The following is a 21,558-nucleotide window of genomic DNA, read 5'->3' as shown; positions in this document are numbered from 1 at the left end:
ACGGCAAACAGATTTCGGTTGAACCGGTGCCTTGCGGTGGAGGGCGTTTCGCCGGGCCGGTGCGCGGCAGCGGTTCAGTGAACGCGCCGAGCCGGACTTGAGCCGAGCCGGACTTGAGCCGGGCCGGTGAGAGGAAGCGGTTCAGTGAACGGGCCGAGCCGGACTTGAGCCGCGCCGGACTTGAGCCGAGCCGGACTTGCGGATGATCAGAACAGGTCCAGCGGGTCGACCCGGATCCGCAGCCCGCCGCCCTCCTTGCGGGCAGACCTTCCGGCGGCGAGCGTATGCAGCGCCGCGCCGAGGGCCTTTCGTTCGGATTGGCGCGTGCGCACCAGCGCACGCAGTGTCGGTCCGTCGTCCTCGCCGTCGGTCGGCGGACCGGCCGGAACCAGATCCTCGAGGGCAACCGGTCCAAGGATCTCCCCGCGTGGCGGCACCTCCAGCCGTTCCAGGGCGGCCAGCACAGCTGGTTCGGTGCCCTCGATGGACGCCATCGCGACCGCCGGCGGGAAGCCGAGTTCCCGCCGGGCCGCCAGTTCGACCTCGGCATGACCCACCGCGTCCCACCTGATCAGCGCCTGCACCGCGGGCAGGGACGCATCGGCACCGACGACCACCCTGCCGCCGGCCGACGCCGGCCGGACCATGGCAGCGGCTGCCATCCAGCGGCGGACCGTTTCCTCCGCCGCGCGCAGGTCGGGACGGCCCAGCATCGCCGCGCCGTCCAGCAGCAGCGCCGCGCCGTAGCCGCCGACCACGAACGGTTCGGCGCCGGGGGTGGCGACCACCAGCGCCGGCCCGTCCGCGACCGTCGACTTGACCTGCTGTGCCGATGAGGTGATCACCGGAATGCCGGGGAAGGCCCGGCCGATCTCCTCCGCGGTCCGGCCGGCTCCGACACCGGTTGCCCGCAACCGGTCGAAACCGCATGCGGGACAGTGGAAGTGCGCCTCTGGCTTGCCGCACCACCGGCAGGCCAGCAGTCCACCGCCGGGACCGGATTGGGCCAGCGGCCCGCGACAGTGCCGGCACTGCGCCTGGTGGCCACAGCGGCCGCAGGCCAGCGACGGAAGGTAACCGCGGCGCGGAACCTGGACCAGCACGGGTGCGCCGGCCTTCAGCGCCTCCCGCGCGGCGCTGAAGGCAGCGGGCGACAACCGGGCCCGCGCGGCGGCAGAATCGGCGCCGACCGCGTAGTCGTCACCGGCGGCCTCGATCCGCGGCGAGCAGGACCTGACGTCTGGCCTGCGGGCGACAATCGGCCGCGCCCAACCACTCTCGACGAGCAGCTGCGCCTCGGCGGTCCGGGCGAACCCCGCGACGAGCAAGGCGCACGGCCGCGCGGCGGACCGCATCATCAGCACCTCGCGGGCATGCGGATACGGCGCCCGGGGTTCGGCGAGCAGGTCGTTCCCGTCGTCGAAGACGGCCACCAGCCCGAGGTCGTGCACCGGTGCGAAGACGGCGGCCCGGGTGCCGGCGACCACCCGGACGTTCCCGCGGCTGACGGCCAGGAACCGCCGGTAGCGCTCGGCCGGACCGAGGTCGGCGGCCAGCGTCACATGCACCCCCGCCCCGAGGGATGCGAGCAACGCCGCGTCCAGTCGGGCGAGCTCCCTGGCGTCGGGAACGATCAACAGCACGCCGACACCGGCGGTGGATGCGACCGCGGCGAGCTCGGCCAACCGGGCCGGCCAGTTCTCCCCCGGTACCGCCTGCCACACCGCACGGGCCGGGCGCCGGTCCGCGACGGCGGAGAGGAAGGCATCACCCGCTGGGTACCGGGACCACCCCGGTTCGGCGGGCGGGTGCCTGGCCGCCGCCACCTCCCGCTCTGCGGCTGGCGGGGCCGGTGCGGTGGGGGGTGAACCGACGGGCGGGGCCGGTGCAGTGGGGCGTGAACCGACGGGCGGGGCCGGTGCGGTGCGCGGTGAACCGACGGGCGGGACCGGTGCAGTAAGGCGTGAACCGACGGGCAGGGCCGGCGCACCGGCGGGCGGGACCGGCGCAGTGGGCGGTCCAGCGGCGGGCTCGGCCTCCACCTTTGCGTGACGCGGCGGAACCGCGAGCCGCAGCACATCGGCCGCCGACCCGGCGTACCGGTCGGCGACCGCCCTGGCGAGCTGGGCGACCTCCGCCGACAGCACCGGCTCGGCCGACACCACCCGCTCGACGAAACCCAACCTGCCCTCGTGATCGGACTCCGCCAGCCGTTCGAGGATGTAGCCGCCGACCAGCCGGCCGGCGAAACGCACCCTGACCCGGGCACCCGGCTGCGCCGTCGCTGCGTCCTGCTCGGGCACCAGGTAGTCGTACGGCCTGTCCAGGTGGGCGAGCGGGACGTCCACGAGCACCCGCGCGACGGGCAGCAGTTCGGCGGCGACCCGTGCCCCGGCCGCCTTGGCGCGCGCAGCACGGGCGGCGGCCACCTGCACCGGTCGCCCGGCGGGGCGTCCGCGTGCGGGGGCCGTCGTCATGTCCTGATGGATACCAGACGGCACCGTCACCGGCGGACCGCTGTCCACAGCGGCGGGCACCGCCGGTCAGCGCACCAAAACTGCCGAACGGAGCAGCGAATCAGATCCCCAGGACCGACTTGAGCTCGGCGGCCCTATCGGTGCTCTCCCACGGCAGATCGACATCGGTGCGACCGAAGTGCCCGTAGGCGGCGGTCTGCGCGTAGATCGGGCGCTTGAGGTCGAGGTCCCGGATGATCGCGGCCGGCCGCAGGTCGAACACCTGGCGGATCGCGTCGGCAATCTTGTCCGGGTCGACCTGCTCGGTGCCGAAGGTCTCGACGAAGAGCCCGACCGGGGATGCCTTGCCGATTGCGTACGCCACCTGCACCTCGATCCGGTCGGCCAGACCGGCCGCGACGGCGTTCTTGGCGACCCAGCGCATCGCGTAGGCGGCGGACCGGTCGACCTTGGACGGGTCCTTGCCGGAGAACGCGCCGCCGCCGTGCCTGGCCATCCCGCCGTAGGTGTCGACGATGATCTTCCGGCCGGTCAGCCCGGCGTCGCCCATCGGCCCGCCGATCACGAAACGGCCGGTCGGGTTGACCAGCAACCGGTAGTCGGAGACGTCGATGTCCAGCGCCGCCAGCTCTGGCTCGACGACCTGCTCACGGACGTCCACCGCGAGGAGCTGGTCGAGGTCGATGTTCTCTGCGTGCTGGCTGGACACCACGACGGTGTCGAGCCGGATCGCCCGGTCGCCGACGTACTCGATCGTCACCTGCGTCTTGCCGTCCGGGCGCAGGTACGGCACCGCACCTGACTTGCGCACCGCGGTGAGCCCGCGGGCGAGCCGGTGGGCCAGCGCGATCGGCAGCGGCATGAGCTCCGGGGTGTCGGTGCAGGCGTACCCGAACATCAGCCCCTGGTCACCGGCGCCCTGCTGATCGAGGGCGTCGTCGATCTCTTCCGACGAGTGCGTGCGGGCCTCGTACGCGGTGTCGACGCCCTGGGCGATGTCCGGCGACTGGGCGCCGATCGCGACGTTCACCCCGCAGGACGCACCGTCGAAACCCTTGGCGGAGGAGTCGTATCCGATGCCGAGCACGGTGTCCCGGACGATCGCCGGGATGTCGGCGTAGGCGGAGGTTGTCACCTCGCCGGCGACGTGCACCTGACCGGTGGTCACCATCGTCTCGACGGCGACCCGGCTGGACGGGTCCTGGCGGAGCAGCTCGTCCAGGATCGAGTCGCTGATCGCGTCACAGATCTTGTCCGGATGACCTTCGGTGACGGACTCGGAGGTGAAAAGGCGAGAGCTCACGGCTGGGGGTCTCCTACATCGGGTTCAAGGACGCGTCGGGCTGGTGGGGAATGCGATTCAGATGCAGTTCTCGGGACGAACGGTGCCCATGGAAAGGCACGCGGGGTGGGACGACTTTACGCGATCCGACATCGGTGTCCGGTCATTCCGGCCCTTCGGAGCGCGCGTCGGCGGGGGCGGCATGGAGCCCGGCGGCATGGAGCCGGGCAGCGATCGCGTCGCACAGCACACCGGACAGCACGGTCTTCGGGCCGAGCGGGATCTGGACGGGTTCGGTGCCATCCGCCGCGAGCAGGACGCCGGCGTTGTCGGCCACCTCGAACGCGCGGCCGCCGTCCACCCGGTTCAGCACCAGGAGGTCACAACCTTTGCGGGACAGTTTGTCCCGGGCGTAATCCAGGGCCGAGCCGTGCTCGTCACCGGTCTCCGCAGCGAACCCGACGACGACGGCGGGCCGGTCGGGACCGGGCGCTGCGATGCCTGCCAGGATGTCGGGGTTCTTCGTCAGCGTGAGCGGTTCGGGGTCGAGCCCGGCCCGCTTCTTGATCTTGGTGGGGCCGGTGCTGGCCGGCCGGAAGTCGGCAACGGCGGCCGCCATCACGACCGCGTCGGCCTCTGGGGTGAGCTTCGTCATGGCGGCTTCGAGGTCCCGGGCATCCTGCACCGGGATGACCGTGACGGCCGGCGGGTCTGCGAGCCCGACATTGGCCGAAACCAGCGTGACCTCGGCTCCGCGGGCGGCGGCGACCAGCGCGAGCGCGTAGCCCTGCCGCCCGGATGACCGGTTGCCCAGATATCGCACCGGGTCCAGCGGTTCACGGGTGCCACCGGCACTGATGACGATCCGGCGGCCGGCGAGATCGCGGGGCAGCGCGTCGGCGTTGCGCAGCAGCAGGTCGGCGAGGGCTTCGATGTGCTCGGCGTCCGGCAGTCGGCCCGCGCCCGTGTCGGCGCCGGTCAACCGGCCGACGGCGGGGTCGATGACGACGACCCCGCGCGAGCGCAGTGTCGCGACGTTGGCGACGGTGGCCGGGTGCGTCCACATCTCGGTGTGCATCGCGGGTGCCATCAACACCGGCGCCCGGGTGACGAGCAGCGTCGCGGTGAGCAGGTCGTCCGCCCGACCGGCGGCGGCCCTGGCCAGCAGATCGGCCGTTGCGGGCGCGATGACGACCAGATCGGCGTGCTGGCCGGTCGCCACATGCGCGACGCTGGGGATGTCGGTGAACACGTCGGTCGCGACCGGATGGCCGGACAGCGCCTCCCAGGTCGCCGCACCGACGAACTTCAGGGCGCCGGGCGTCGGGACGACGGTGACGTCGGCCCCGCCGGCGCGGAGCCGGCGGACCACCTCACACGCCTTGTAGGCGGCGATGCCTCCGGACACCCCGAGGACGACGCGGGGTGCACGGGATGTGCGCTCGGCCTGCACCGCAGCGGTACCGGGCCGGGTCACTCGCCTTCGGTGTGCGTCAGCAGGCCTGCGTTGATCTCGCGGAGCGCGATCGACAGCGGCTTCTCCTTGGGCAGCGGCTCGACGAGCGGCCCGACGTACTCGAGCAGACCCTCGCCCAGCTGGGCGTAGTAGTCGTTGATCTGCCGCGCGCGCTTGGCGGCGTAGATCGACAGGCCGTACTTGGAGCTGGTCCGGGTCAGCAGCTCGTCGATCGGCGGGTAGGTGATGCCGGCGGCCGCGATGGCCGCAGCGGTGGGCGCGCCGGTGTCTGCACTGCTCATGAAAGATTGCTCCTGGTTCTCGTACTTGCGTTGACGGGGCGACTTCATTGCCCTGGCGACGTGCATTACCCCGGACCCGCACTGACCGCACCGGCGCCGATCGGGCCGGCCCGGGCCTCGTCATGACGGGCCGATATCAGCGCACGGAGGATTCCGGGCGCGACTCAGCCATCAACTGTACCAAGCCCGCCGCAGCCGAAGAAACGTCGGTGTTCACCACCGTGTGATCGAACTCGGGTTCGGCTGCCAGTTCGTCCCGTGCGGCGGCCAGCCGGGCGGCCTGGGTCGCGGCGTCCTCGGTGCCCCGGCCGATCAATCTGCGGGCCAATTCGTCGAAGGACGGCGGCGCCAGGAAGATCAGCACCGCTTCGGCGCCCAGCCCGGGCGCCGCACGGACCTGGCGGGCGCCCTGCACCTCGATCTCCAGCAGCACGTCGTCACCGGCGGCCAACCGGTCCTCGACGGGCCCGCGTGGTGTGCCGTAATGATGGCCGGCGAAGTGCGCGTGCTCGAGCAACCGGCCGTTCGCGATCAGGTCCGCGAACTCGTCATCGGTCACGAAGTGGTAGTTGACACCGTCCCGCTCGCCGGGCCGCCGGCTGCGGGTGGTGGCGGACACCGAGTACCACAGGCCGGGCAGCAGCTCCCGGATCCTGGTCAGGACGGTGGACTTGCCGACCCCGGACGGACCGGACAGAACGAACAGCCGACCCCGCGGGCGCCCTGTTCCGGCTGCCGGTGGGCCGCCCGCAGTTCCGTCGGTCACCTGATGTCTAGTAGCCGAATTCGTTCAGCAGTGCCTGCCGCTGCCGCTCGCCCAAGCCCCGGACGCGCCGGCTCGGGGCGATCTCGAACTGTTCCATCAGCGCGGCGGCACGGACCTTGCCCACGCCGGGGAGCGACTCGAGGAGGGCCGACACCTTGAGCTTCGCCAGCGCCTCATCGCTCTCGGCGTCGACCAGCACCTGCTTCAAGGTTGTTCCGCCGCGCTTGAGCCGCTCCTTGAGCTCGGCGCGGGAACGACGAGCCGCCGCGGCCTTCTCCAAGGCGGCGGCGCGTTGCTCGTCGGTCAGCTGGGGAAGAGCCACATCGGCCTCACTTCGTCGGGATGTGAACTCCAGGCCGACCTGCTGGGTCTGCCCGTCGTTCGATCGATAGCTCGTTCTGTGATGAGCGGTCCGAGTGCGAACCTACCGAGCGGTGCCCCGCCCGGCAAACACCGGGCTCATGCCGGACCGGACCGGAAATGCGACCCTGCGTCATGAGCTTCTCATCCGTCCCACAATGCCCGTGTCGTAGTCTCCCGAAACGAACTCCGCGTACTCCAGCACCTCGGCGAGGAACGGAAGGTTCGATTTCGGCCCGGTGATGCTGAAGTCCCGCACGGCGGCGGCCGCGAGCCGCAACGCCTCCTGCCGGTCCGCGCCGTGCACGATCACCTTGGCCATCAGCGAGTCGTAGTGCGGTGTGACGGTGGTGTCCGGCCCGTAGCCCGCGTCGACCCGGACACCGGGCCCGGACGGGGCGTGCCAGCCGGTGATCGCCCCGGCCGACGGCAGGAAACGCTTCGGGTCCTCGGCGTTCACCCGAAGTTCGATGGCGTGGCCCCTGCGGGTGAGGTCGCCGAGGCCGGGGTCCTCGCCCGCCGCGACCCGGAGTTGGGCCTCCACCAGGTCGATGCCGAAGACGGCCTCGGTGATCGGGTGTTCCACCTGCAGCCGGGTGTTCATCTCCAGGAAGAAGAACTCGGCCGGTTTGCCCGTTCCACCCTCGCCGGCCGGCTCGGCCGGGCTGAGCAGGAACTCGACCGTGCCGGCCCCCCGGTACTGCACGGCCTCGCCGGCCTTCCGGGCGGCTGCCGTCATCCGGTCGCGCAGCTCGTCGTCGAGGGCCGGTGACGGGGTCTCCTCCACCACCTTCTGATTACGGCGCTGGACCGAGCACTCGCGATCGCCCAGCGACAGCACGCGGCCGTCCGGGAGCCCGAGGATCTGCACCTCGACGTGCCGCACCCGGGGGAAGTAGCGCTCCAGGAAGACGGCCGGATCGCCGAAGAGCCGACCGGCGAAGTTGGTGACCTTCTCGTACTCCGCCGCCAGGTCCTCCATCCGGTCGACGACGGCCATGCCCATTCCGCCGCCGCCCGCCGACGCCTTGATCATCACCGGGAAACCAATCTGCCCGGCGGCCTCAGCGGCCGCCTCGGCGGTCGTCACCGGGGCTTCGGTCCCCGGCGCCACCGGAACGCCCGCCGCCGACACCAGATTGCGCGCCGCCACCTTGTTGCCCATCGCGACAATCGCCCGCGCGGACGGACCCACCCAGACCATCCCGGCACCCTCGACTGCTTCGGCGAACTCCGAGTTCTCCGACAGGAACCCGTACCCCGGGTGGATGGCCTGCGCGCCGGAGGCTTTCGCGGCCTTGAGGATCGCGTAGGCGTTGTTGTAGGACTCCGCCACGGCCGCCGGACCGATCAGCACGGCTTCGTCGGCCTCCGCGACGAACGGCAGGGAGGCATCCGCCTCGGAGTACACCGCGATCGTCCGCAGGCCCATCCGGTTGGCCGTCCGGATCACCCGGCCGGCGATCTCTCCCCGGTTGGCCACCAGCAGAGAGTCGAACATGGCGGGTCCTTTCATGGCGTCGGCGGCGGTGCCGGTCGCATCGTCCCGGCTGGGCTCCGGGTCGGCTGCCAGGTAACCACAACGCCGCCGGCGGCCCGGCGCGAGGGCCACCGAGGGTGGACGACAGGCTCCGGGTCGCCGGATCGCGTCCGGCCGGATCCATCTCGGGTCAGGCTGTCAGGTCAGGGCTGTCGGGTCAGGGGCTGTCGGCTCAGGGGTTGCGGGGGTCCTTGCGGTCGGGCGCGGGCGACGAGCCGCCGTCACCGGAACCGGCGGACGCGCCGCGGTCGGAACCGTGCCCGTCCACCCAGCCGGAATCGCGTTCGGCCCGCCAGGTCGCCTTGATCTCCTCCTGGGTCAGCTCCAGCCCGTCACCGGCCCGGCGTTGCACGAGCGAGTGCCGCTTGCCGTACAGGAAGTACACGACGACGCCGAGCGCCATCCAGATCAGGAACCGCACCCAGGTGATGGCCGTCAGGTTGATCATCAGCCACAGGCAGGCCAGCACCGACAGGATCGGCACCACGGGCATCAGCGGCACCTTGTACGACCGCTCGAGATCGGGCCTGGTCCTGCGCAGCACGATCACCCCGATGGAAACCAGCACGAACGCGAAGAGCGTGCCGACGTTGACCATCTCCTCCAGCACGCTGATGTCGGAGAAGCCGGCGATCAGCGCGACGGCGACACCGACGCCGATGGTGATCTTCGCCGGGGTCCCGCGCTTCTCGTCGACCGAGGCGAGACCGCGCGGGAGCAGGCCGTCCCGGCTCATCGCGAAGATGATGCGGCTCTGGCCGAGCATCAGCACCAGCACCACGGTGGTCAGGCCGGCCAGCGCGCCGATCGCGATGACGTTCGCCGCCCAGTCCACCCCGACCGCGGTGAACGCCGTCGCCAGCGTCGCCGAGTCGCCGTCGTACGTGCCGTCCTCCTGCAGCGGCCCCAGTTGGTTGTACGGCACCATCGCGGTCAGCACGATCGTCACCAGGACGTACAGCACGGTGACGATCGCCAGCGAACCGAAGATGCCGCGGGGCAGGTCCCGCTTGGGGTTGTTCGTCTCCTCCGCTGCGGTCGCGACGACGTCGAAGCCGATGAAGGCGAAGAACACCAGCGAGGCGGCGGCGAGAATGCCGAACACCCCGAACGACGACGGCTCGGCACCGGTGACCAGCTGGAGAAGCGGTTGCTCGAGCCCGGTGTCGCCGCCGCCGCCGGGCGCGGGCTCGCTCGGCGGGATGAACGGCGAGAGGTTGGAGGCGTTGAAGTAGAAGAAGCCGACGATGATCACCAGCAGCACGACGGCGACCTTGATGCTGGTGATCACCAGGTTGGCGCGGGCGGACAGTTTCGTGCCGAGCACCAGGATCCAGGTGATCACCGCGACGATCAGCACGGCGCCCCAGTCGAAGTCGATCGGCCCGAGTTCGATGGTGGTCTCGAGCGATCCGCCGAACTGGGTGAACAGGTTGCCCAGGTACAGCGACCAGCCCTTGGAGACCACCGACGCACCGAGCGCGAGCTCGAGAACCAGGTCCCAGCCGATGATCCAGGCCACCAGCTCACCGAGAGTCGCGTAGGAGAAGGTGTACGCCGACCCGGCGACTGGCACGGTCGAGGCGAATTCGGCGTAGCACATCGCGGCCAGCCCGCAGGCGATCGCGGCGATGACGAACGAGATGGACACCGCCGGCCCCGCCGTCGTTGCGGCAACCCGCGCGGTGAGGGTGAAGATGCCAGCGCCGATGACGACCGCGACACCGAACACGGTGAGATCCCAGGCGGTCAGCGACCGCTTCAGTTTGTGCCCCGGTTCGTCGGTGTCCTGGATCGACTGCTCGACTGATTTCGTGCGCCACAATCCGCTCATGCGTTGGCCTTTCGGAGCCTGGAGGGCCGGAAATGTTACCGTCCGACCACCCCATTACCCCGGAGGTGGCCGGATAATCATCGAAAGGGGATGAACTGCGTCGACTGTCATTTCAGCAGGGAATCCGGCCCTCCGCAGGCCGAAATCCCCTGCTGGGACGTCAGTGGACCTGTGCCGCGGGGTCGTGCGGCAGGCCGTCGGTGGCCCGGAAGGCGGAACCGTCACCGCTGAGCCACACCGGCCCGTCACCGGCCGCGATCCACACCGAGTGCCCCTTGGGCACGGCCAGATGCCGGCCCGTGTCGTCGGTGACCTCCAGCTTGCCGTCCACGGTCAACAGCACCTGCGGCCCGTCATGACCCACCTGCAGTCGGTCCCCGTTGACCTGCAGGCGCGACAACCGGAATTCGGCGGCCGGCGTCGGGTACACCCACTCGTGCTCACCCACCGGGTCGCCGTCGAGCACCTCCACGTCGGCGGGGGTGAAGTCCAGCACCTTCATCAACTCCGGCACGTCGACGTGCTTGGGGGTCAGACCGCCGCGCAGCACGTTGTCGGAGTTCGCCATGATCTCGATGCCCGTCCCGGACAGGTAGGCATGCAGATTCCCGGCCGGCAGGTACAGCGCCTGGCCCGGCTGCAGGGTGACCCGGTTGAGCAGCAGCGACGCCAGAACACCGGGATCGCCCGGGTACCGCTCCCCCAGTTCCAGCGCCGTGCGGTACTCGGGGGTGAACTCGTCGCCGCGCCGGACCTTGTCGATGCACGCGGTGAGCACCGCCGAGAGCAGCGGGCCGAGTGTCACCGGCGGGATCGTGATGAGCGAGGAGAACAGCGCGCGGGTTCCGTGCACATCCGGCTGCCCGGACAGCAGGCCCAGGTAATGGTCGAGCTGCGGCACCTGCAGCGCGGCCAGCAGTCGCACGGTGGTGGCCGGCAGGCGGAAGCCGCAGAGCGCATCGAACGGGGTGAGGGCGCAGATCAGCTCCGGCTTGTGCGAGCTGTCCCGGTAGTTCCGCCGGGCCGAGGTGAGCGGGATCTGCGCCTCCTCCTCGGCGGCGAACCCACGCTGGGCCTGGTCCGCGGACGGGTGCGCCTGCAGGGACAGCGGCTCCGCGGCGGCCAGCACCTTGAGCAGGAACGGCAGCCGGGAGTCGAACGCGTCGTGGCCCCGCCGGCCCAGCGTCGCCACCGGATCCTGGGCGATGGCATCGATCAACGGACGGTCGCCGTGCTCACCGAGCAGCACCGAGGAATCACCGGGGTGCGCGCCGAGCCAGAGCTCGGCCTGCGGGTGCGGTGACGGGCTGGGTTCGCCCATCAGCTCGGCGATGGCGGTGCGGGAGCCCCAGGCGTACGGCCTGATCCGGTTGCGCATCAACTCCACGAACCGAACTCGCTTTCCTCGGTTGCGTCGTCACGCGGGGTCACGGCCCGGCCGACCCCCGGCAGGTGGGACGCGGAACGGCCACGGCGGCCGAGTCCGTCGGGCGAGTCGAGCGGCGCCCTGGCCATCGTCAGCAGGCCCAGGTACACCGCCGCGAAGTCGATCCGGTTGAGCATCGACACCGTCCAGGTGAAGGCATCCCGCTGCGGCACACCGGGTGCGGGCTGCTCTAATCCCGATCCGGCGTCCCCGGTCAGCGGCAACTCGTCCGGTCCGATGCACATCGCCCGCGGCAGGGCGGCTTCCAGCGCCGCCGCCAGCGGAGACCGCGGTGCGGGCGGCCCGGAGCCGAACGGGAAATCGCCGGACGGTGGCGCGGAGCCGGCCAGGCCCGCGCCGATCAGCCCGCCGCCCAGGCTCCCCGGGACCGGCGACGCCGCGGCCGGTCCGATCACCAGCACGGGGGCGATCTGCTGACCGGCGGTTCCACCCGCCTGATCGTCGTCGTAGGGGTCCCAGAACAGGTCGCCACCCTCGGGTCCCGAACGGCCGGCCGCCGCACCACCCCGGCTGCTGGCCCTGGCCAGGACGGGCGGCGAGCCCGCTGCCTGACCCGAGCCGAGCCAGCCCGCCGCAAAGCCGGCGAGCCCGGCGAGCGAGCGCGTCGCATGTGCCGCGATGGCGTCCGCGACGGGGTCGGTGCCGATGAACAGCGGCGTCCCGGTCGTCAGGTGCTCGGCGAGCGTCAGACCGGGGTTGACGAAGAACTCGGACGACGGATGGCAGGCCATCGCCATCGCGTCGAGTTGTTCTGCGGCGGCGGCGAAGTCGGGTCGCACGTAGAGGCCGGCGGCCGCCGCGACGGCGGCCAGCAGGGCGAGTCTGCCGGGCGCGGCCAGCGCTTCGGTCACCGAGAGCTGCGGGTCGAGCAGTGCGGCACCGGCCGCCGCGGCGACCGGCCCCTCCTGCGGCCCGCGGACGATCAGCCGGGCGCCGCGTCGGGATGCCTGTGCGGCGGCTTCGGCGGCGGCCATGTCGTCGACAGCGGCGGCGAACACCACGACGATGTCCAGCGGGCCGACCCAGCCGGGCAGCGTCGGCGACGCCACGACCGGCGCCGCGGACCGATCACCGATCAGTGCGGTCAGCAGCGCAGCATCGACGTTGGCGCCGGCGCCGACGACCACCAGGGCCCTGGGGCGGTCGAACGGGGAGAGTCCGGCGACCTGTTCGGCGCCGGACCGCACCTGGGCGCCGGCCAGCGCCGCCGATGGCAGCAGGGCGGCGGTGTCCGCGTCGATCAGGGACTGCTGGTCGTGCAGGTCGACGGTCCGCTGGCCGGTCACGGGAGTGCACGCACCCCTGGCCCACCGGTCGCCTCGTCGAGCAGCAATACCGGAATGCCGTCCCGGATCGGGAAGACCCGACCGCATTCTGAGCAGGTCAGCGCGGGCGCGGTGGGATCGGTCGGCGTGCCGGCCGTCAACGGTGCATGATGCTCGGCCGGGCAGGCGAGCACTTCGAGCAACACAGGATCAAGGCCCCAACCGGTGGACGGGTCGTGCGGAGTCGTCATCGTCCCAATCTTCCTCTTCGAGCGGCAATCGTCAGCGGATCAGGACCGGATCAAGATCTGATCAGCGCCAGGATCTCGTCCCGCAGCGCTGTCATCCGATCCCGGTCCGGCGCCTCGACGTTCAGCCGCAGCAACGGTTCGGTGTTGCTGGACCGCACATTGAACCAGCGCTCCCCGTCCGGCAGGGTGACCGTCACGCCGTCGAGCTCGTCGATGTCCGCGCCGTGCTCGGCGGCCCAGGCCCTGATGGCATCGAGTTTGGCCGGGGCGTCGACGACCGTCGAGTTGATCTCGCCCGAGTCGGAGTAGCGCTCGTACTCCGCGGCGAACTCGGAGAGCGGCTGATCCTGACCGCCGAGGGCGGCGAGCACGTGCATGGCGGCGAGCATGCCGGTGTCGGCGCGGAAGAAGTCCGCGAAGTAGTAGTGCGCGGAGTGCTCACCGCCGAAAACCGCGCCGGTCTTGGCCATCTCGGCCTTGATGAAGGAGTGCCCGACCCGGGTTCGGATCGGGACCCCACCGGCTTCGGTGACGATCTCCGGGACGGCGTGCGAAGAGATGAGGTTGTAGAGGATGGTCGCGCCGGGGTGCCTGGCCAGCTCGCGGGTGGCGACCAGCGCCGTGATGGCACTCGGCGAGACCGGCTCGCCTCGCTCGTCGATGACGAAACAGCGGTCGGCGTCGCCGTCGAACGCCAGGCCGATGTCCGCGCCGGTCCGCCGCACTTCCTGCTGCAGGTCGACCAGGTTGGCCGGCTCCAGCGGATTCGCCTCGTGATTGGGGAAGGTGCCGTCCAGCTCGAAGTACAGCGGCTCCACCCGCAGCGGCAGTCCCTCGAAGACCGCGGGGACGGTGTAACCGGCCATCCCGTTGCCGGCGTCGACCACGACGTGCAAGGGGCGGATGCCGCGCAGGTCGACGAGGGTCCGCAGGTATTCGGCGTACTCGACCAGCAGGTTGCGCTCACTGACCGTGCCGCGACGCGCGGGCTCCGCGCCGGGCGCGACCATGCCGTCGTCCAGCATCTGCTGCGCCTCGTCGCGCACCGTTGCGAGCCCGGTGTCCACGCTGATCGGCACCGCGCCGGGCAGGCACATCTTGATGCCGTTGTAAGTGGCCGGATTGTGCGAGGCGGTGAACATCGCGCCCGGCAGGTCGAGCAGTCCGGAGGCGAAATACAGCAGGTCGGTAGATCCGAGGCCCGCCATCACGACGTCGAGCCCGGCACCGGTGACGCCCTCCGCGAAGGCACCGGCCAGTTCGGGCGACGACTCGCGCATGTCGTAGGCAATGACGACGGCCGAACTGCTCCCGGCGACGAACCGGGCGAACGAGTGACCGAGCGCCCGGCAGACATCGGAGGTCAGCTGGCTGCCGACCAGGCCGCGGACGTCGTACGCCTTGACGAACGACGTCAACCGGGCGGCCTCGTTCGCCTGCGCACCTGCCGAGCCTGCGGTTGTGGTGGCCGGTTCGCCCACTGATCACTCCTTCTCGTTCGCGACGCCAGCGTTCGGCGCACTCTCCTGTGACGCTTGCCCTGTGACGCACTGCTCAGCCACGCTGTGCGCGCATCACCCCGATCGCCACCGGGGTGGCGATTGATGTCGCGGTGATGTCGCCCGGTCCTGGCCGGAGCAGGGTAGTCCCCCAGCAGCGAACCGGTTGCGGTACAGCAGGTCCTGCAGTACCGGCGACGCGTTGCCGGTACGTGCCGGCACGGGCGCCTTTGCTCCCCACGGCCGGGGCTGCTGAGCCCGATCGAGGTCCCGACTACGACCAGACCCTACCTGCGCCGCCCGACAGTCCCATCGCCCGTGGAGGGCGATAGGACCGGGCTCACTCGTCCGGCGTGCGCAACACGCGGAGGTGCCCGCGGCGACCGGTCCCCGTCGGAATCGGCTCGGGCGAGCGTTCCGCGCGGCCCGCCTCCCGGACCGCGTTGGCCAGCGCCTCGAGATCGTCCGTGCGGGCGGCGGCGTCGGCCAGTTCCTCGTCCGGCCGGACGACCTCCCATCCCTTGGGCGCGGTCAGGCCCTGGGCGTGCACGGAACACAGGTCGTACGAATGCGGTTCTGCGGCGGTGGCCAACGGGCCGACGACGGCGGTCGAGTCGGCATAGGCAAAAGTCAGGGTGGCGACGGCAGGGTTGGTGCAACCGCTCCTCGAACACCGTCGCAGTCTGGCCACTGCGGCACGATAACGCGGCGCGTCCGCAGCAGCGGCGGCGGCGCGCCGAACGCCGGTCCTACACTGGCCCCGTCATGGCCGGCACCGAACCAGATCCGTCCCGGCGCACCCGCGCGTCCGTCCCCGGGCGGCCGGCCCGCGCCCCCCGCCCGTTCCTGGCCCGCCGGCCGCCCGTGGGTGCCGCGGAGCCCGGCCGGCAGCGCCGCGACCGACGGGGCCGCGGCCTGCGGGCGCCGCTGCTGCCCGGCGACGTGCCGGCCTCCCGCACCAGGGCGCAGCGTTTCGACCAAGCGGTGCTGGAAGCGGTGGCCGACCTCGAGGAACGCTGGCCCGGCCGCCTCGACGCCTTCGAATTCGCGGTCGACGAGGTTCCCGCGTTGCCCCCGGACGGTCCGGAGTTGCCGTCGGATGCGGTGGTCCTGGACGGCGGGGTGCCGCTGACCCGGTTCCAGCCGCCGGGGATCGACGTGCGCGGTCGGCCGACGAAGGCCCGGATCGTGGTCTACCGGCGGCCGCTCGAGGTCAGGTCCAGTGACGCGCTCGACCTAGGAGACCTGATTGCCGAGGTGCTGGGCGAACAGGTCAGCGCAGTTCTCGGTGAGTCCGGCGACGGCGGCCCGGTCGACTGAGTTTGTTCGCTGCCCGTCAGGCGACCGTCTGCAGCCGGTACCGGTCGTCCAGCGGGACGATGTCCTTGCCCAGTGGGGCCAGTGAGATCGGGATGAGCTTGAAATCGGCCAGCGCCAGCGGGATCCCGATGATGGTGATCATCAGCGCGACGCCTGTCACCAGGTGCGCGATGGCCAGCCAGAGGCCGGCGAAGATGAACCAGATCACGTTGCCGATGAAGGACGGTGCACCCGCCCCCGGCTTGTTCACGACGGTGCGACCGAACGGCCAGAGCGCGAATCCGGCGATGCGGAACGACGCGATGCCGAACGGGATGGTGATGATCAGGATGCAGGCGATGATGCCGGTGATGACGTACGCGATCGCCATCCAGAAGCCGCACAGGACAAGCCAAATGATGTTCAGGATCAGCCGCATACTCCGACCCTAGCGTGCCGGAACGGGCGAATTGTCCGCTGCTCCGCGCTTCACCATCGAACTCCCCGATTGCCGGTGGTGCTGCGGGCGACCGGTGCGGTCAGCCCGCGGCGCGCTTGAGCCGGCGACGTTCGCGCTCGCTCAGTCCACCCCAGATGCCGAAGCGCTCGTCATGCGCCAGGGCGTACGACAGGCACTCGGACCGCACCTCGCAGCCGGTGCAGATCTTCTTGGCCTCCCGGGTCGATCCCCCCTTCTCGGGGAAGAATGCCTCCGGGTCGGTCTGGGCGCACAGTGCACGTTCGTGCCATTCCGGCTCGGCGCTGTCGACCAGCGTCACTGGAATCTGTCGCAGGGAGAGCTCCCCCAGATCGGTCACGTGCTGTCCTCTCGTGGTGCCGGGTTCGAAGCGGCCGGCGACCGGTTCACCGGGGCGAAAGCCCTGTGCCGGACGTTGTTCGGGATCTGCGGGTATCGCACTGCCGCGAATCTCGACGACGCTCGACCGGCGAATAACACCGATGTGATTACACCCGTGTGTCCCGCTCCTCGTCAAGCTCGGAAGGGTGCTATACAGCCCGGTCGGCGAACTTTGCTTCTTTCGTGCCGCGCCCGGCAACACCTCGGAGTGGTTGGTCACTGTCCGTCACTCCCCATGAGGCACGGTCACACTGGGGTATGGCGAAAACGACCGGCGGCACCTGGATCTTCCCCGCGGTGGTGGCGGCGACGGCTGCCGCGGCGGTGGCTGCGCAGTCACCGACATCACCGCTGGGCCTGCCGGTGGGCGTCTGGGTGTTCCTCGTGGTGCTGGGCGGCTGGGTGATCACCCTCTGCCTGCACGAGTTCGCGCACGCCGCCGTGGCGCTCGCCGGAGGCGACATCTCCGTCCGGGCCCGCGGCTACCTGACGCTGAATCCGGCCCGCTACACCGACGTCACCTACAGCGTGATGATCCCGCTCATCCTGCTGGCCGTCGGCGGCATCCCACTGCCCGGCGGTGCCGTGCTCGTCGAGCCCGGCCGGCTGCGCCGGTACTGGTACGCGAGTCTCGTCTCGGCCGCCGGCCCAGCGACCAACCTGGTCTGTGGGGTGCTGCTGGCCATCGTGTCCGCCGGGCTGAACTCCGCTCTCGGTGCCGCGCTCGCCTACCTCGCGCTGCTGCAGTTCGTGGCGGGCGTGCTCAACCTGCTGCCCATTCCCGGCTTCGACGGCTTCGGAATCCTCGAGCCGTACCTCTCACCGCGGTTCAAGGAGCGCATCAGGCCGCTCCGGCCATGGCTTCCGCTCGGCGTGTTCGCCATCCTGATCTCGGTGCCCGGCGCCGGCGCCTGGCTGTTCGACGCCGGTTACTCGCTGCTGGGCCTGGCGGGTGGCAACGAACGGCTGGCTGCCGTGGGCGGTGGGTTGTTCCGGTTCTGGGGGTGAGGCTTCATCGGCCGACCGTACGGTGCGGATTGTCGATCGCCGCGCGAGTGCGAGGACGCTGCCCGGACGTCTGGAAGGATGGGCGCCTGTGAAGATCGCGGTCCTGGTCGGTGGCATCGGCGGAGCCAAGTTCCTGCTGGGGGTGAAGGAATACCTCGGCTGGCAGGCCTACGGGCCGGCTCCGACAACGTTCGGCGCCCCGCCGGAGGGACTGCCCTGGGAGTACCCGGCCTCCGGGCCGACCAGCGAGGTCACCGCGATCGTCAACACGGCTGACGACATCCGTTTGCACAACCTGCAGATCTGTCCCGATCTCGACTCCTGCATGTACACCCTGGCCGGCGTCTCGGACCGGCAGCGGGGCTGGGGCCGGGCCGACGAGACGTGGACCGTGTCAGCAGAACTGGCCGGTTACGGCGCAGAGGCACCCTGGTTCTCGCTCGGCGACCGGGACATCGCGACCCACCTGATCCGCACCCGGATGCTCGACGCCGGCTACCCGCTCTCCGAGGTGACCCGGGCGCTGTGCGACCGATGGCAGCCGGGCGTGACGCTGCTGCCGATGACCGACAGCCGGATCGAGACGCACGTCGTCGTCGCCGACCCCGAGCCGTCGCAGGCGTCGGTCGCGGCCGGGCAGGCCACCGGCGCTCCCCCGCTGGTCGCGCTGCACTTCCAGGAGTGGTGGATCCGGTACCAGGCAGCCCTGCCTGCCCTCTCCATCAAACCGATCGGGGCCGAGGACGCGGTCCCGGGGCCGGGCGTGCTGGCCGCCATCGCGGACGCCGATGTCGTGCTGGTCGCACCGTCCAACCCCGTCGTGTCGATCGGCACCGTGCTGGCCGTCCCAAGGATCGCCGACGCACTCCGGGCGACGTCCGCACCGGTGGTGGGGGTGTCGCCGGTGATCGGGAGCCGCCCCGTCCGCGGGCACGCCGACAAATGCTTGCAGGCGCTCGGTGTCGAATGCAGCGCGGAGGGGATCGGCCGGCATTACGGCGCACGGTCAGCAGGCGGCATCCTGGACGCGTTCCTGATCGCGGAGGACGACACCGCCGACATCCCCGGGGTGACGGTGGTCCCGCGGCCGCTGTTGATGTCCGACCCCAAGGCCACTGCGGTGATGGTCGCGGCGTGCGTGGAGGTGGCCGGTGTCCGCTGACCTGACCGGCCCCGAACCAACCACGGCCGCACCGGACGCTCCCGCTCCGGCCGGCCTGCAGATCCTTCCGGTCACCGGTCTGCCGGAGTTCCGGCCGGGTGATGATCTGGCCGGCGCGATCACCTCCGCCGCCCCGTGGCTGGCCGACGGCGACGTCCTGCTGGTGACGTCCAAGGTGCTGTCCAAGACCGAGGGCCGCCTGGTGGCGTCGCCGACCGACCCGGAAGCACGGGATGCCCTGCGCCGCACGCTGATCGACGGCGAGTCCGTGCGGCTCGTCGCACAGGTGGGCCGGACCAAGATCGTGGAGAACCGGCTCGGCATCGTCGCGGCCGCCGCCGGGGTCGACGCCTCCAACGTTCACGCGGACGAGATTGCCCTGCTGCCCGTCGATCCGGATGCCTCGGCCGCCCGGCTGCGCGCCGACTTCGCCCGCCGGGGGCTCGATGTCGGGGTGATCGTGACCGACACCCAGGGCCGGGCCTGGCGGCTCGGGGTGACCGACGTGGCCATCGGCGCAGCCGGGGTCGAGGTGCTCGCCGATCTGCGGGGTGACGTCGACGCGCACGGCAACGAACTGGTCGTCACCCAGGTCGCCGTCGGCGACGAACTCGCGGCCGCCGGCGACCTGGTCAAGGGAAAACTCGCTGCGGTTCCGGTGGCCGTCGCGCGGGGTGTGCAGGTTCCGCGGCCGGCCGCCACCGGCGGTGCACAGTCGCTGATCCGGGATCGGGACGAGGACCTCTTCCGGCTCGGCACCGATCTCGCAGTCGAACAGGGCCGGCGAGAGGCTGTGCTGTTACGCAGGACCGTCCGAACATTCAGCGGGGAACCGGTGGACGACGCCGTACTGGCCCGCTGCGCCGACATCGCGTTGACCGCACCGGCACCCCATCACACCCGGCCGGTTCGCTTCGTGCTGGTGCGCGAGCACCGTCAGGCACTGCTGGAGGCGATGCAGGCGGCCTGGGAGGCGGACCTCGCCGACGACGGTTGGACAACCGACCGGATCGCCCGCCGGACTGCGCGCGGCCAGGTGCTGCGGGACGCCACCGAGATCATCGTCCCGCTGATCACCGGGGACGGCCGGCACGAGTACCCCGACCCCCGTCGGCGGGCGGCCGAACACACCATGTTCACGGTGGCCGGCGGCGCGGCCGTGCAGGCGCTGCTGGTGGCGCTGGCCGCCGAGGGCCTCGGATCCGCCTGGATCTCCTCGACCATCTTCTGCCCGGCCGTGGTGCGGTCGGTGCTGCAGCTTCCGGACGACTGGGAACCGTTGGGGGCGGTCGGGGTCGGGCACCCACTCGAGCCGTTGGCCCCGCGCCCACCCGCCGCCGGTGGGCTGGTGCTCCGGTGAAGACCCATCGGGACGCCACTGCGATGCTCCGGGGCTGGGCCGCTCCGGACCTCGGCCAGAGTGCACTGCGGGAGGCCTTCCTCGGGTTCCTCGAGGCTCGGCCGGACGCCACCAAGCGATCCTGCGTGCCGGGTCACGTCACGGCAAGCGCGGTGGTGCTCTCCGCCGACCTGTCGCAGACGCTGCTGACCCTGCACCCGAGGGTCAAGCGCTGGGTGCAACTCGGCGGGCACTGCGAGAAGAAGGACGACTCGATCTCCGCCGCAGCGCTCCGCGAGGCGACCGAGGAGTCGGGCATCGAGGGGCTCGTGATCGACCCGAGCCCGGTGCATCTCGACGTCCACCCGGTCACCTGCTCGCTCGGGATTCCGACCCGTCATTTCGACGTGATCTTCCGGGTCATCGCACCCGCGGGTGCGGTTCCGGCGATCTCCTCGGAGTCCGATGACCTGCGATTCTGGCCGGTCAGCGCACTGCCGCCGGGGACCGGTGACCTGACCAATGCCGTCGGCGCAGCGCTGCGCACGCGGGCACCGACGGAGCAGTTGCGCCCGGCGTCAACCGGCGACCGAACCGGAGCCGGGATCAAGGATTGATCATGAAATCGGCTCCCCGATTGATCGTCGGACCAATGACTTCCCCACACTCGGCCGCACCATGACGAATAGCAAGGGCTGCGCCCGTATACTCCCGCCGTGAAACTTTCGATTGTGATGCCTGTTTACAACGAGATCGCCACGCTCGAATCCGCCGTCAAACGCGTCCTGAACGTCGACTATCCGGTCGAGATGGAGTTGGTGATCGTCGATGACGGCAGCACCGACGGTACCCGAAGTCTGTATTCGCAATGGGTCGACGAGCCGCGTGTCATCATTCACGAGAAGCTCGCCAATGGCGGTAAGGGCTCGGCCATCAAGAAGGGCGCCGAATTGGCCAACGGCGACTACCTCATCATGTGCGACGCGGACCTCGAGTACGCACCCGAAGAGATCCCGTCGCTGGTCATGCCGATCATCGAGGAGCAGGCGACCGTGGTGTACGGAACCCGCACCTTCGGCAGCCACAACGCCTACTCCTACTTGTACGTTTTGGGCAATCGAGGAGTCACCACGGCCGCAAACATCCTGTTCAACTGCTACATCAGCGATCTCGAGACGTGCTTCAAGCTGATGCCGCTCAAGCTCTACCGCAAGATGAACATCCGGTCGGACGGGTTTGGGATGGAAGCGGAGATCACTGGCAAGTTGCTCCGGAGCGGTTACCGGCCCTACGAGGTCCCGATCAGCTACAAAGCCCGGACCCGCGAGGAGGGCAAGAAGCTGACCTGGAAGGACGGCGTCGAAGCCATCTGGATCCTGGGCAAGGAACGGCTGCGAAAGCCGGTCGAGTGA

21 protein-coding genes are annotated in these 21,558 nt (G+C 70.6%); 6 read left to right on the top strand and 15 right to left on the bottom strand.

The genetic code is table 11. The annotated features are described in order from the left end of the window. Nucleotides 1–206: 206 nt before the first annotated feature. From ACVBEQ_RS19630 to ACVBEQ_RS19570, 13 genes are all read right to left on the bottom strand, one after another. Nucleotides 207–2,477: a primosomal protein N' gene (locus ACVBEQ_RS19630; RefSeq protein ID WP_447154990.1), complete on the bottom strand. Its 2,271-nt coding sequence runs from the start codon at nucleotides 2,475–2,477 to the stop codon at nucleotides 207–209. Nucleotides 2,478–2,577: 100 nt separating this feature from the next. Then, nucleotides 2,578–3,780 (bottom strand): methionine adenosyltransferase, encoded by a 1,203-nt coding sequence (metK, locus tag ACVBEQ_RS19625; protein WP_447154989.1) that lies wholly within the window; start codon nucleotides 3,778–3,780, stop codon nucleotides 2,578–2,580. Nucleotides 3,781–3,922: 142 nt separating this feature from the next. Then, nucleotides 3,923–5,236 carry a bifunctional phosphopantothenoylcysteine decarboxylase/phosphopantothenate--cysteine ligase CoaBC gene (coaBC, locus tag ACVBEQ_RS19620; protein ID WP_447154988.1) on the bottom strand — a complete coding sequence of 438 codons (1,314 nt, stop codon included), beginning with the start codon at nucleotides 5,234–5,236 and terminating at the stop codon, nucleotides 3,923–3,925. Further along, on the bottom strand, nucleotides 5,233–5,517 hold the full coding sequence (rpoZ, locus tag ACVBEQ_RS19615; protein ID WP_447154987.1) for a DNA-directed RNA polymerase subunit omega: 285 nt from the start codon (nucleotides 5,515–5,517) through the stop codon (nucleotides 5,233–5,235). Before rpoZ ends, coaBC begins: the two co-directional genes overlap by 4 nt. Nucleotides 5,518–5,653: 136 nt before the next feature. Further along, nucleotides 5,654–6,283, bottom strand: coding sequence for a guanylate kinase (gmk, locus tag ACVBEQ_RS19610; RefSeq protein ID WP_447154986.1), 630 nt, complete (start codon nucleotides 6,281–6,283; stop codon nucleotides 5,654–5,656). Nucleotides 6,284–6,290: 7 nt separating this feature from the next. Beyond that, on the bottom strand, nucleotides 6,291–6,605 hold the full coding sequence (mihF, locus tag ACVBEQ_RS19605) for an integration host factor, actinobacterial type (RefSeq protein ID WP_447154985.1): 315 nt from the start codon (nucleotides 6,603–6,605) through the stop codon (nucleotides 6,291–6,293). Nucleotides 6,606–6,776: 171 nt separating this feature from the next. Next, nucleotides 6,777–8,144: an acetyl-CoA carboxylase biotin carboxylase subunit gene (locus ACVBEQ_RS19600; RefSeq protein WP_447154984.1), complete on the bottom strand. Its 1,368-nt coding sequence runs from the start codon at nucleotides 8,142–8,144 to the stop codon at nucleotides 6,777–6,779. A gap of 211 nt (nucleotides 8,145–8,355) precedes the next feature. Further along, a complete protein-coding gene (locus tag ACVBEQ_RS19595) occupies nucleotides 8,356–10,017 on the bottom strand; it encodes an amino acid permease (protein WP_447154983.1) in 1,662 nt (553 codons plus the stop codon). Between the two features lie 160 nt (nucleotides 10,018–10,177). Further along, entirely contained in the window at nucleotides 10,178–11,404 is a 1,227-nt protein-coding gene (manA, locus tag ACVBEQ_RS19590) for a mannose-6-phosphate isomerase, class I (protein ID WP_447154982.1), read from the bottom strand. Then, nucleotides 11,395–12,750: a hypothetical protein gene (locus ACVBEQ_RS19585; protein WP_447154981.1), complete on the bottom strand. Its 1,356-nt coding sequence runs from the start codon at nucleotides 12,748–12,750 to the stop codon at nucleotides 11,395–11,397. The genes manA and ACVBEQ_RS19585 overlap by 10 nt, the downstream gene beginning before the upstream one ends. Beyond that, nucleotides 12,747–12,980, bottom strand: a complete 234-nt coding sequence (locus ACVBEQ_RS19580; RefSeq protein ID WP_447154980.1) for a Trm112 family protein — start codon at nucleotides 12,978–12,980, stop codon at nucleotides 12,747–12,749. The genes ACVBEQ_RS19585 and ACVBEQ_RS19580 overlap by 4 nt, the downstream gene beginning before the upstream one ends. 50 nt (nucleotides 12,981–13,030) lie before the next feature. After that, nucleotides 13,031–14,398: a phosphomannomutase/phosphoglucomutase gene (locus ACVBEQ_RS19575; protein ID WP_447155029.1), complete on the bottom strand. Its 1,368-nt coding sequence runs from the start codon at nucleotides 14,396–14,398 to the stop codon at nucleotides 13,031–13,033. Nucleotides 14,399–14,819: 421 nt separating this feature from the next. After that, nucleotides 14,820–15,170, bottom strand: coding sequence for a DUF3499 domain-containing protein (locus ACVBEQ_RS19570; protein WP_447154979.1), 351 nt, complete (start codon nucleotides 15,168–15,170; stop codon nucleotides 14,820–14,822). Between the two features lie 74 nt (nucleotides 15,171–15,244). Between ACVBEQ_RS19570 and ACVBEQ_RS19565 the strand changes: the two genes are divergently transcribed. Beyond that, the gene (locus ACVBEQ_RS19565; RefSeq protein ID WP_447154978.1) at nucleotides 15,245–15,799 is read left to right on the top strand and encodes a metallopeptidase family protein; all 555 of its coding nucleotides are present in this window, start codon (nucleotides 15,245–15,247) and stop codon (nucleotides 15,797–15,799) included. 16 nt (nucleotides 15,800–15,815) lie between these two features. On the opposite strand, the gene ACVBEQ_RS19560 is transcribed toward ACVBEQ_RS19565, so the two are convergent. Continuing rightward, nucleotides 15,816–16,217: a YccF domain-containing protein gene (locus ACVBEQ_RS19560; protein ID WP_447154977.1), complete on the bottom strand. Its 402-nt coding sequence runs from the start codon at nucleotides 16,215–16,217 to the stop codon at nucleotides 15,816–15,818. Between the two features lie 100 nt (nucleotides 16,218–16,317). Continuing rightward, on the bottom strand, nucleotides 16,318–16,587 hold the full coding sequence (locus tag ACVBEQ_RS19555; protein ID WP_447155028.1) for a WhiB family transcriptional regulator: 270 nt from the start codon (nucleotides 16,585–16,587) through the stop codon (nucleotides 16,318–16,320). Nucleotides 16,588–16,895: 308 nt separating this feature from the next. Here ACVBEQ_RS19555 and ACVBEQ_RS19550 point away from each other — a divergent pair, with 308 nt between their 5' ends. The 5 genes from ACVBEQ_RS19550 to ACVBEQ_RS19530 all read left to right on the top strand — a co-directional run bounded on the left by ACVBEQ_RS19550 (nucleotide 16,896) and on the right by ACVBEQ_RS19530 (nucleotide 21,558). Then, nucleotides 16,896–17,645, top strand: coding sequence for a site-2 protease family protein (locus ACVBEQ_RS19550; RefSeq protein ID WP_447154976.1), 750 nt, complete (start codon nucleotides 16,896–16,898; stop codon nucleotides 17,643–17,645). An 88-nt stretch (nucleotides 17,646–17,733) separates the two neighbouring features. After that, nucleotides 17,734–18,807, top strand: coding sequence for a 2-phospho-L-lactate transferase (gene cofD / locus ACVBEQ_RS19545; RefSeq protein WP_447154975.1), 1,074 nt, complete (start codon nucleotides 17,734–17,736; stop codon nucleotides 18,805–18,807). Continuing rightward, entirely contained in the window at nucleotides 18,797–20,167 is a 1,371-nt protein-coding gene (locus ACVBEQ_RS19540) for a coenzyme F420-0:L-glutamate ligase (RefSeq protein ID WP_447154974.1), read from the top strand. Before cofD ends, ACVBEQ_RS19540 begins: the two co-directional genes overlap by 11 nt. Nucleotides 20,168–20,190: 23 nt before the next feature. Continuing rightward, a complete protein-coding gene (locus ACVBEQ_RS19535) occupies nucleotides 20,191–20,763 on the top strand; it encodes an NUDIX hydrolase (RefSeq protein ID WP_447155027.1) in 573 nt (190 codons plus the stop codon). A 99-nt stretch (nucleotides 20,764–20,862) separates the two neighbouring features. Beyond that, nucleotides 20,863–21,558, top strand: coding sequence for a glycosyltransferase family 2 protein (locus tag ACVBEQ_RS19530; protein WP_447154973.1), 696 nt, complete (start codon nucleotides 20,863–20,865; stop codon nucleotides 21,556–21,558).

Source organism: Nakamurella sp. GG22, from assembly GCF_052976845.2.
The sequence above is the reverse complement of the archived record's forward strand: the minus strand, read 5'-3'. Positions and strand labels throughout refer to the sequence as shown.

What these genes read in the sequence shown, in the direction of transcription:
- ACVBEQ_RS19630 (WP_447154990.1), bottom strand. Translation starts at nt 2,477, where the DNA reads ATGACGACGGCCCCCGCACGCGGACGCCCCGCCGGGCGACCGGTGCAG.
- rpoZ (WP_447154987.1), bottom strand. Translation starts at nt 5,517, where the DNA reads ATGAGCAGTGCAGACACCGGCGCGCCCACCGCTGCGGCCATCGCGGCC.
- ACVBEQ_RS19600 (WP_447154984.1), bottom strand. Translation starts at nt 8,144, where the DNA reads ATGTTCGACTCTCTGCTGGTGGCCAACCGGGGAGAGATCGCCGGCCGG.
- ACVBEQ_RS19595 (WP_447154983.1), bottom strand. Translation starts at nt 10,017, where the DNA reads ATGAGCGGATTGTGGCGCACGAAATCAGTCGAGCAGTCGATCCAGGAC.
- ACVBEQ_RS19580 (WP_447154980.1), bottom strand. Translation starts at nt 12,980, where the DNA reads ATGACGACTCCGCACGACCCGTCCACCGGTTGGGGCCTTGATCCTGTG.
- ACVBEQ_RS19565 (WP_447154978.1), top strand. Translation starts at nt 15,245, where the DNA reads ATGGCCGGCACCGAACCAGATCCGTCCCGGCGCACCCGCGCGTCCGTC.
- ACVBEQ_RS19560 (WP_447154977.1), bottom strand. Translation starts at nt 16,217, where the DNA reads ATGCGGCTGATCCTGAACATCATTTGGCTTGTCCTGTGCGGCTTCTGG.
- ACVBEQ_RS19550 (WP_447154976.1), top strand. Translation starts at nt 16,896, where the DNA reads ATGGCGAAAACGACCGGCGGCACCTGGATCTTCCCCGCGGTGGTGGCG.
- ACVBEQ_RS19535 (WP_447155027.1), top strand. Translation starts at nt 20,191, where the DNA reads ATGCTCCGGGGCTGGGCCGCTCCGGACCTCGGCCAGAGTGCACTGCGG.